Source organism: Helicobacter sp. 11S02629-2 (assembly GCF_002272875.1).
In the GTDB taxonomy this organism is placed as follows: domain Bacteria; phylum Campylobacterota; class Campylobacteria; order Campylobacterales; family Helicobacteraceae; genus Helicobacter_I.
The window spans coordinates 120,388-130,372 of record NZ_MLAN01000006.1 but is presented as its reverse complement, the minus strand read 5'-3'; the positions used below and the strand labels follow the sequence as shown (position 1 = coordinate 130,372).

Sequence of the window (9,985 nt, the reverse complement as noted above, 5' to 3'; positions counted from 1 at the left end):
TAACATAAGATATGACTACTTGCTTCACTCTCTTCCAGTAGGAGAAAGAATCTTAGTTAATGACACTAAACCTAGTGGTTTAAAGTGTGCTTATGCACTCAATGTAAAAAGGGATGCTAGGCTAGATATTAAGTATAAGATGGGTGATGATCTATGATGAAGATTGTCATCCATAGAGCTTTAAAGTTTTCAAAACGTATCGCTAAGCCATTTTTTAATAATCTTATTTTAAGGTGGACTGTAGTCTCTGATGAACAAGAGATAATAAAAACTTTAAGATTTTGTAGCTTTTTAGTTCTAAAACAAGTCATAAATGCCACCTCTTATAGACTTTACTTAATTGGAAAGTTAATAAAAACAACTAACTTTGATTCTGCTTATGATAGTTCTATGTTGCATACTTATAATATTTATGCAAAAGAAAGTGGCAAAGATATAAAAGACTATAGCGACATTGTGGTTTTGCACTCCAACTCTGGTGAGGCTTATATATTTTTAACATATGTATTAGAAGCTTTCATAGAGAGATATAACTGTAAAGATATACTTTTTATACTCACTAAGAGATATCACATAGATTTATTAGAGGCTATCCATCCAAGTTTGCCCTATGTTTTTATACCATATGCAAAAGTGCCTAGTATCCTTGTGAAGCAGACTGATAGATATAGAATCTTTACCATACTTGAAGATAGGTACTATATAAGATTTGAAAGTATGCTAAGGGATGGTAAAAATATCCATTGTCTTTGTGAGATTTTAAAACACTTAGGAATTGCTAGTTTAAAGCTTACATTTACTCCGCTAAATATTTGTGATGCACATGAAAAAAGTTTACTAACCAAAGTCTCTAAGATAAGCCTAAATCTGAACAACTTTGTTTTTATGACGCCAGAGGCAGATTCTTGTGTGAGCATAGAGTCTAGCTTTTGGCAAGCACTCATTGAAGCACTCCAAGCTAAAGGCATAGATATTTTTGTCAACTTAATGGATTCTAAAACAAAAAAAATGCTTAAAGGATGTATATATAAAACCTGCTCTTTAACCTTTAGTGAAGCTATTTTATTAAGCAGGAAGGCTAAAAGCATAGTAAGCCTAAGGAGTGGACTTGTAGAATCTTTAACGCAGTCTAATGTCCCACTTTTCTCTCTTTGTACAAACCTTAAAAATAGAGGATGGTTACAAAAAGTAGATTCTAAGCATGTCTTAAATGGGTTTTCTTTAAAGGCATTTCCATTTGTTAGGCAAAGTTTTATAACTGAGATAGATATGTCAGCTGTAAGCACAAAAAAACTTATATCAAATATTGTAGATACAGCCTTGGCGAAAAAGGCTAGCATATGATATGTGATGTAAAAAACTTACTAGATATATTTATTATCACCTATAACCGTTGCAAAAAATTAAAGAGCACCTTAGAGCAACTTTTAGAAAAAAACTCACCAGTAAAAAACTTTTCAATAACAATTATTGATAACAACTCTACGGATAGTACTTCACAACTTATAAAAAACTTTCAGTCTAAGCATACTAATCTTATCTATATAAAAAATCATTACAACATAGGTGCTAATGCCAACATAGTAAAAGCCTTTTATAAAGCCAGTAAAGATTATGTTTGGGTCTTAGCAGATAATGATAGTTATGATTGGTGTTCTTGGCGTGAAGTGGAAGAGGCTATAAAGCAGGCTAGAGATGGAGTAGTGGTTGCCACTTATGAACATCCAAGTTATGATGTAGCTCAACTTTTTTTGCAGACTTCATTTTTACCCGGTGTGATTTATAAAAGATCTAATATTGATGATACCGTTATGGGCAATATGACTTTCAATATAGCAAATATGTTCCCACATCTTGCACTCTCAGCCAAATTACTCAATGAACATAAATCAATATGTATTATAAAACAGGCGATTGTAAACATAGGTGATAATAGGGATGAAGATGGTAACAACATATACACAAGAGGCTATAACCAACTAGATATCCATCCATTACAAAAAGATATGGATTGGATAACTGGCTATGCTAATTCGCTTTATATGATAAAAGATAAAAAAATAAGAAATTATGTTATCTCCCACAACAGATTTCTTTCAAGGCTTAACTCAGCCAAGGTGTTTTTCTTAAGAAGCAAGCATCCACTAAGACTTAGAACTTATAACATACTATGCATTTTTTCATTGCTTCCACTTGGAGGAAAGATTAAGTTCTTGCTTAATCTAGTTTTATCTTACTCGCTTTATAGGATTCTTTTTATCTACAAAGAAGAAGTAGTTTTGCCAAAAGGACATCAATTAAAAATTACATACAAGATTATGTTTTTATCTTACTTTGTAAGGGATTTATTTAGTGTTTATCAAACTAAAAAAGGAGTTTATTTATGAAAGTTGTAATATTAGCTGGTGGGCTAGGGACAAGACTAGCAGAAGAAACTAGACTTGTGCCAAAGCCTATGGTTGAAATAGGTGGAAAGCCAATACTTTGGCATATTATGAAATACTATGCCTATTATGGATTTGATGACTTTATAATCCTAACTGGATATAAATCTCATATCATAAAAGACTACTTTATAAACTACTACACAAGATATTCAGATATTACAGTTGATATGGATATTAATTCAGTCAAGTTACATCAGTCTCGCCATGAGCCATGGAAAGTTACTATGCTATACACTGGAGAAGAGACCATGACTGGTTCTAGAATCAAGAAAGCCCAACATTATATAGGGGATGAGACTTTTATGCTTACCTATGGAGATGGGCTAAGTGATATAGATCTAAATACTTTGTTAGATAGGCATAAAAAAACTGGTAAGTTTTTAACTTTAAGTGCTGTACAGCCTAGCGGTAAGTTTGGTGCTTTAGATATTGATAAAGATGGTTTAGTCCATACTTTTAAAGAGAAGCCTCAAGGTGATGGGCAGTGGATAAATGGCGGGTTTATGGTATGCGAATCTCAAGTTTTTGACTACATTGATGATGGCCGGGATGATGTTATATTTGAGCAAGAACCTTTGATGAATCTAGCAAAAGATAAGATGTTAAATTCCTATAAACATAATGGTTTTTGGTATGCCATGGATACACTTAAGGGTAAAAATGATTTAAATGGATTTTGGAAAACATCTAAAGCTCCATGGGCTAAATGGCTGTGAGATATTATGCTTAGTGATATATATAAGGGTAAAAAAGTTTTTATAACTGGGCATACTGGGTTTAAAGGTAGTTGGTTAGCACTTTGGCTAACTCATATGGGTGCTAAGGTATGTGGCTATTCTTTGGCTCCAGAGACTAACCCATCTATGTTTGAAATACTAAATATAAAAATGAGAATAGATAGATCTATTATTGCAGACATATTGGATATAAAAACATTTTTAGACTGCATGCAAGACTTTCAACCAGAAGTAGTTTTTCATCTAGCTGCACAACCACTAGTGCGTCTTTCTTATCTTGAACCCATACTAACTTATGAAACAAATGTCATTGGGACATTAAATGTCTTGATGTCTGCTAGCAAAGTTAAAAGTGTCCGCTCTTTTGTAAATATTACCACTGATAAATGCTATGAAAATAAAGAGATGGCTATTGGATACAAAGAAGATGATGCCATGGGTGGGCATGATATGTATTCTTCATCTAAGGGTTGTGTTGAGCTTATGTCTGCATCTTTTAGGCGTTCATTTTTGCAAGGAGATGATACCTATGCTATGGCTACTGCAAGAGCGGGTAATGTTATAGGTGGTGGAGACTGGGCTAGTGATAGGCTTATACCAGATTGCATAAAAGCCATTAACAAAAACTGCAAGATAGAGATTAGGAATCCAGCAGCAATCCGCCCTTGGCAGCATGTCTTAGAACCACTTTCTGGCTATTTGTTGCTTGGAGCTAAGCTTTTAAGTGAGGGCAAAAAATACGCACAGGGTTTTAACTTCGGACCAGATGAAAGCAGTGTTTTAAAAGTTTTGGATGTGGCAAAAGAGGTTGTTAGATGTTATGGAAAGGGCGAGTTGGTGGTTTACAAAAAGGATTCATTGCATGAGGCCAATCTTTTAATGTTGGATATACAAAAAGCACGCGATGTGTTAGGTTGGATTCCAACCTATGATGCTTTGAAGGCTATTGATAAAACTATTAGGTGGTATAGACACTTTTATGAAAGGACTGCGGATTTATATGAATTTACTATACAGCAAATTAAAGACTATGAAAAGGATATAAGTTGGAAGAAAAACTAAGGAATCAGGTAAAAGTCTATGTTAGAGAATATTATAAAAAAGTTCATGGACATAAAAAGGTTTTAGAGTATATCCCACCATCAGGAAAGCTATTAGGTGAAGAGGAACTCTTAAACATGATAGATGCATCACTTGATATGCATTTAACAGCAGGAAGATTTAATAAAACTTTTGAATCTAAGTTTGCTAGATACCTAGATGTAAAGTATGCTATTTCTACTAACTCAGGTTCAAGTGCTAATTTATTAGCACTTAGTGCATTAACATCTTACACATTAGGAGAAAGAAGGCTTAATAAAGGTGATGAAGTTATATCTGTTGCTGCTACTTTTCCAACTACTATAAACCCCATATTTCAATATGGCTTAGTTCCTGTTTTTGTAGATTGCGAGCTTGGAACTTACAATATTGATGCGCACAAGATAGAAGAGGCTATATCTCCTAAAACTAAAGCTATTTTTTTGGCACACACTCTTGGCAATAGCTATGATTTGGATAAGGTTATGCACATAGCTAATAAATATAATTTGTGGGTTATAGAAGACAGCTGTGATGCACTAGGAGGCGAGTTTAAGGGCAAGAAACTAGGTTCTGTAGGTCATATAGGGACTTTTAGCTTTTATCCAGCACATCATATAACTATGGGAGAAGGAGGGGCTGTAGTTACTAATGACTCTAAACTGCATAAGCTTATTATGTCTTTTAGAGACTGGGGGAGGGACTGTATATGTCCACCTGCAAGGGATGGAGTTTGTGGTAAAAGATTTAGTCAGCAGCTTGGTAACTTACCCTATGGTTATGATCACAAGTATACTTACTCACATATTGGCTATAACTTGAAAATAACTGACTGGCAAGCTGCACTTGGGTGTGCACAGATTGATAGGTTAGAAAGCTTTTTAAATTCTAGAAGAAAAAATGCAGAGCTTTTAACAAAACTACTTTGTGATTTACAAGACTACTTAATATTGCCAAAGGTTGCTGAAGGCGTGAATCCATCTTGGTTTGGATATGCCATATCTATTAAAAAAACTGCCCCATTTACGAAGCAAGAACTAGTAAGCTATCTAGAATATAACAAAATAGGAACAAGAGAGCTTTTTGCCGGCAATATTTTACGTCAGCCTATGATAGTTTATGATGATGTGAACTTTAGGATAGGAGATTCTAAACTCATAAACTCACAAGAGTTAAATAGCTCTCACTATGAACTTTTACCAAACACTGATTTTATCATGGATAGTACTTTTTGGATCGGAACCTTTCAAGCCCTAGGAGACGTAGAGATAACAAAGATGGCTAGCACTATAAGGAAGTTTGTTGATGCAAAAACTAAAAGAAATTAGACAAACTATCCTTCAAATGACTCATGATGCAAATGTGTCTCATGTGGGATCTGCACTAAGTGTAGTTGATATATTATATACACTTTACTTCGAAGTGATCAATATAATCAAAAAGAGCATTAATAGTAACGATAGGGATATAGTAATCCTTAGCAAAGGACACGCTAGTGCGGCACTTTATTCGGTTTTGTATCATAAAGGTTTTATAACAAAAAAAGATATAGAAAGCTATGCGGTTGATGGGGGGATGCTTCCTTGCCATATAGATAAAGCAAAGTCACCATTTTTTGAAATATCTTCAGGTTCACTTGGTCATGGACTAGGAGTTGGTGCTGGTATGGCACTAGCTAAAAAACTAGATGGCAATCAAGGAAGGGTTTATGTTATATGTGGTGATGGTGAGTGTAATGAGGGTTCTATATGGGAAGCTTTAATGTTTGCTTCAACTAATCATCTCAATAATCTTACTTTGATAGTTGACTTTAATAAATTGCAAGGCTTTGGCACAACTAATGAAATAATCAATCAATTCAATCTAGAAGAAAGAATGGCAGCTTTTGGATTTGATACTTACAGTGTTGATGGGCACGATATAAATACTCTAAAGAAAATACTACTTAAAACTTCTAACAAACCTCTTGCCATAGTCGCACACACTATAAAAGGAAAGGGTGTATCTTTTATGGAAGATAGATGTGAATGGCATTACAAGTCTCCTAATGATGAGCAACTAAATATTGCACTTAAAGAGATAGAAGGTAGATACTGATGAGAAAAACTTTTATAGATTCATTAATGAATATAGCAGACATTGATAAAGATGTAGTTTTGATAACTTCAGATATGGGTTTTTCTGTGTTAGAGCCATTTTTTGAAGCCTTTCCAGATAGGGCATTAAACTGTGGTATAGCTGAGCAAAATGCAGTATCTTTAGCATCTGGACTTGCACTTATGGGTAAAAAGCCCTATGTATATACAATAAGCCCTTTTTTAAGTGGACGTGCGTTTGAGCAAGTAAAGCTAGATGTTGCTTATATGGAAACTAATGTAAAGTTAGTTGGCATAGGAGCTGGTTTTACGTATGGATTTGCAGGAGCAACTCATCACGCCATAGAAGATATAGCTTTAATGCGCTGTATTCCAAATATGATAGTTTGTGCACCAGGAGATAATAATGAAGCAAAGCATATAATAACCAAGTCTATAAACACACCTTCACCTATGTATATAAGAATAGGCAAGCATAATAGAGGAGTTTTTAATCATGGTGAAGTGACTATTGGAAAAGCTTCCATTATAGAAAAAGGTAAAGATATAGCAGTTATATCTACAAGCAACATGCTTCCTGATGCTTATTATTACTGCAGAAAACTTGAAAAAGAAGGCAGATGTCCTTACTTTATAAGTATGCACACTATAAAGCCACTTGATAAAGAGTGTTTAGAAAAACTTATAGGCGATGGTGTTGAGATACATACTTTAGAAGAACACAGCATCATAGGAGGTCTAGGTAGTGCTGTAGCTGAGGTAGTGGCTGAAAGTAAAAAGCATATAAAGTTTAAAAGGCTTGGTATTCCTGATGTTTTTACTCATCACATAGGCTCCCAAAAGTACATAAAAAAGCAGTATGGGCTGTATTTTGAAAATGACTAAGAGTGTACTTTTAACTGGGGCTAATGGTTTTATAGGCTCACATCTAAAACATCGTTTAAGTAAGTCTTATAAGCTTTTTACACCAAGCAAAAAAGAGCTAAATCTGCTAGATAGATCTTTAATAAAAGACTACTTAGACAGATACAAAATAGAGCTAATCATCCATAGCGCTGCACTTGGGGTTAGAAATATGGCAAATGACACTTTAGAAGATATCGCTAAGCCTAATGTAGAAATGTTTGACAATCTAGCATATTTTGTAAATGAAAAAAGACCAATGATGGTTTTTGGTTCTGGTGCAGAGTATGATAAGTCAAGGGAGCTTTGCAAGATAAAAGAAGATGAGTTTGGAAAGTATGTGCCAAAGGATGCATATGGCTACTCAAAGTATCTAATCTCAAAAAAAATTGAAAAGCTTGAAAATATACTGAATCTAAGAGTATTTGGAGTTTATGGGGTAAGAGAAGATATCTCACGTCTTACAAGCTATGTAATTAATAGCTACATAGCAAAGAAACCCATCATCTTGGAACAAAATGTAGTATTTGACTTTATCTGGATAAAAGACTTTTGTAAGATAGTAGATTATTTGATAAAGCATCCAACAAAGGAAAAGTTTATAAATGTAACTCCAACTGAAAGTATAGAAATTGCAAAATTAGCTCTGATTGTTAATAATTTTTCAAATCATAAGTTAGAGGTAGTTATAAAAAATACTAGATTAAATAAGCAGTATACAGGGGATAATTCAAAGCTTTTAGAGTTAATAAAAGACTTTAGATTTACAACTTATGAAGATGGCATGAAGGAGTTTTATGAGGAGGTGCTTAGATGCAAGTAATACCTCTTTTGTCGATTTGCATACCAACTTATAATGGAAGCAAATACATAAGCCATAACCTAAACATACTTATAGATCAGATAATAAAAAATGGCTTTTGCCACGATATAGAAATACTTATAAGTGATAACTGCTCTACAGATTCTACTAAAGAGATTGTAAGTCACTATGCTACAAAATATCCAGACATAATCCACTATAACCGCAATAAGCACAATATCTTATTTAATGGCAACATACTTAAGTGCTGTGAGTTAGCAAGGGGTAAATATATTCATTTTATGGGGGATGATGACTTCTATCTAGAAGGAGGTCTAGAAAGATTGATATCAGTTATAAAGCAAGATTCCAACTACTCAGTTTTAATCCTTTCTAACAACTGGTATTTGAATCAATCAAAAACATATCAAAATAGAAGCAACACTGAGGGTTTGTGGGATAAAAATATAGAGATAGAAGACCTAGGAGACTTTATTAAAATAGCTAGCTATAGGCTATGGTGCATGTCTGATATAGTTGTTAGAAGAGAACTTATAAAAGATGTAGACAAAAATATCCCAGATATAAGAGACTGGGTACAAGTAAGCATAGCATTGTATGCAGCCTCACAAAACCCAAAAATCTTTTATTTTACAGATACTTTACCAATCTTAGCAGTCCGCCTTCAAGTTCAAACTTGGTTGAACGATGAAGATGGCCCAAGAATTTATCTTAATAATATAAAAACTTTTGCCTATGCAAGAAAATATGGATATACCAAGAAACATATAGAGTTTTATAAAAATGTATTTTTGATGCACATACATTTATCAGAAGCGGCATTTATCCATCCAATTAGCTTTTTAAAAAATATAGTAACCATGCTTAGTTATGCAAGATTTCTCTATAACAAAAAGTGGTTTTACACCAAAATGCTTTTCAGATCTAAAAAAGGAGTTTCATGAAAGCTATAGACTACAGTATGCTTGATGTGTTTGTGCTTACTTATAATAGAGCAGAGTATTTAAAAGTTATGCTTGAGAGTTTATGCATGCAAACTGCTAATGGATTTAGTATAAAAATCTTAAATAATGCTAGCACGGATAATACTTTAGATGTCATAAGAGATATTAAGCTTAAATACCCCAATCGCAATATCCAAACTATAACTAATAAGACCAACCTAGGAAATCCCGGAAACTTCAAATACTCCCAAGAGCTAGCCTCTAATGTTTATACTGCAGTCTTTCATGATGATGATGTTATCCATCCAGAATATGTTGAAGCAGCTATAAATATTTTTATGGATACTCCAAGCTTGGTTATGTGTTCTGGAATGCATCAAGCACTTTGGAATGCCAATAATGATAATTGGGATTTACTGCATAAAGACTATTATATATATCCTAGAGATATGGGTATATCGCTTCAATTGCTTATATCTCGTCCAACTTTTGCTTGTAATATCTACAAAACAGAATTTTACAAAAAAGTAACTTATCATCCAGAGCTATATGGAAAGCTTCATGACATAGTCTTCATGATGGAGCTTAGTAAACTTGGGGCGGTTGCACTTATAATTGGAGTTTGTGTGAGATGGAGGCAAAGTGATGCAAACGATTCCAACAATCTTACAACAGGCCCATTTCCCTTTGAAATAATAAACATCATAAAAAAGATAAAAGAACTAAATCCTAAGCATGGCTTATTAATAGAGATGTCTTTGTGGAGTTTTGCTTATTTTCTTTATAAATGGAGCATGTTAGAGCGTTTTCTTAAGTGGCAAGAGTTTTCACATATATTAATAGCTAACGGGGGGGGGGGGGGACTTTTGGGTCCAGTCAGACAAAAACAAATGTCCTATCAAAGTTCACCTTTTGTGTATTTCAAAACTGGTTTCTCAAAAAATGCATAAACAGA

Annotated in this window: 10 protein-coding genes; all 10 read left to right on the top strand. The window is 33.8% G+C overall.

Annotated features, from left to right (window positions below):
- Nucleotides 1–153: 153 nt before the first annotated feature.
- The 10 genes from BKH40_RS05400 to BKH40_RS05355 are packed head-to-tail and all read left to right on the top strand — an operon-like array spanning nucleotide 154 to nucleotide 9,980.
- A complete protein-coding gene (locus tag BKH40_RS05400) occupies nucleotides 154–1,344 on the top strand; it encodes a hypothetical protein (RefSeq protein ID WP_095277608.1) in 1,191 nt (396 codons plus the stop codon).
- Complete coding sequence (locus BKH40_RS05395; protein ID WP_095277606.1) at nucleotides 1,341–2,387, top strand: glycosyltransferase family 2 protein; 1,047 nt, start codon at nucleotides 1,341–1,343, stop codon at nucleotides 2,385–2,387. Before BKH40_RS05400 ends, BKH40_RS05395 begins: the two co-directional genes overlap by 4 nt.
- The gene (gene rfbF, locus BKH40_RS05390) at nucleotides 2,384–3,163 is read left to right on the top strand and encodes a glucose-1-phosphate cytidylyltransferase (RefSeq protein ID WP_095277604.1); all 780 of its coding nucleotides are present in this window, start codon (nucleotides 2,384–2,386) and stop codon (nucleotides 3,161–3,163) included. The genes BKH40_RS05395 and rfbF overlap by 4 nt, the downstream gene beginning before the upstream one ends.
- 6 nt (nucleotides 3,164–3,169) lie before the next feature.
- Nucleotides 3,170–4,246: a CDP-glucose 4,6-dehydratase gene (gene rfbG, locus BKH40_RS05385; RefSeq protein ID WP_095277602.1), complete on the top strand. Its 1,077-nt coding sequence runs from the start codon at nucleotides 3,170–3,172 to the stop codon at nucleotides 4,244–4,246.
- Entirely contained in the window at nucleotides 4,231–5,592 is a 1,362-nt protein-coding gene (gene rfbH / locus BKH40_RS05380) for a lipopolysaccharide biosynthesis protein RfbH (RefSeq protein ID WP_095277600.1), read from the top strand. The genes rfbG and rfbH overlap by 16 nt, the downstream gene beginning before the upstream one ends.
- A complete protein-coding gene (locus tag BKH40_RS05375; RefSeq protein ID WP_095277598.1) occupies nucleotides 5,570–6,361 on the top strand; it encodes a transketolase in 792 nt (263 codons plus the stop codon). Before rfbH ends, BKH40_RS05375 begins: the two co-directional genes overlap by 23 nt.
- Nucleotides 6,361–7,245, top strand: coding sequence for a transketolase C-terminal domain-containing protein (locus tag BKH40_RS05370; RefSeq protein WP_095277596.1), 885 nt, complete (start codon nucleotides 6,361–6,363; stop codon nucleotides 7,243–7,245). The genes BKH40_RS05375 and BKH40_RS05370 overlap by 1 nt, the downstream gene beginning before the upstream one ends.
- Nucleotides 7,238–8,086: an NAD-dependent epimerase/dehydratase family protein gene (locus BKH40_RS05365; protein ID WP_257842525.1), complete on the top strand. Its 849-nt coding sequence runs from the start codon at nucleotides 7,238–7,240 to the stop codon at nucleotides 8,084–8,086. Before BKH40_RS05370 ends, BKH40_RS05365 begins: the two co-directional genes overlap by 8 nt.
- Nucleotides 8,077–9,030 (top strand): glycosyltransferase family 2 protein, encoded by a 954-nt coding sequence (locus BKH40_RS05360; RefSeq protein ID WP_095277593.1) that lies wholly within the window; start codon nucleotides 8,077–8,079, stop codon nucleotides 9,028–9,030. The genes BKH40_RS05365 and BKH40_RS05360 overlap by 10 nt, the downstream gene beginning before the upstream one ends.
- Complete coding sequence (locus BKH40_RS05355; RefSeq protein WP_095277591.1) at nucleotides 9,027–9,980, top strand: glycosyltransferase family A protein; 954 nt, start codon at nucleotides 9,027–9,029, stop codon at nucleotides 9,978–9,980. The genes BKH40_RS05360 and BKH40_RS05355 overlap by 4 nt, the downstream gene beginning before the upstream one ends.
- The last annotated feature ends 5 nt before the right edge of the window (nucleotides 9,981–9,985 follow it).

What these genes read in the sequence shown, in the direction of transcription:
- rfbG (WP_095277602.1), top strand. Translation starts at nt 3,170, where the DNA reads ATGCTTAGTGATATATATAAGGGTAAAAAAGTTTTTATAACTGGGCAT.
- BKH40_RS05360 (WP_095277593.1), top strand. Translation starts at nt 8,077, where the DNA reads ATGCAAGTAATACCTCTTTTGTCGATTTGCATACCAACTTATAATGGA.
- BKH40_RS05375 (WP_095277598.1), top strand. Translation starts at nt 5,570, where the DNA reads ATGCAAAAACTAAAAGAAATTAGACAAACTATCCTTCAAATGACTCAT.
- BKH40_RS05395 (WP_095277606.1), top strand. Translation starts at nt 1,341, where the DNA reads ATGATATGTGATGTAAAAAACTTACTAGATATATTTATTATCACCTAT.
- BKH40_RS05370 (WP_095277596.1), top strand. Translation starts at nt 6,361, where the DNA reads ATGAGAAAAACTTTTATAGATTCATTAATGAATATAGCAGACATTGAT.
- BKH40_RS05365 (WP_257842525.1), top strand. Translation starts at nt 7,238, where the DNA reads ATGACTAAGAGTGTACTTTTAACTGGGGCTAATGGTTTTATAGGCTCA.
- BKH40_RS05400 (WP_095277608.1), top strand. Translation starts at nt 154, where the DNA reads ATGATGAAGATTGTCATCCATAGAGCTTTAAAGTTTTCAAAACGTATC.
- rfbF (WP_095277604.1), top strand. Translation starts at nt 2,384, where the DNA reads ATGAAAGTTGTAATATTAGCTGGTGGGCTAGGGACAAGACTAGCAGAA.
- BKH40_RS05355 (WP_095277591.1), top strand. Translation starts at nt 9,027, where the DNA reads ATGAAAGCTATAGACTACAGTATGCTTGATGTGTTTGTGCTTACTTAT.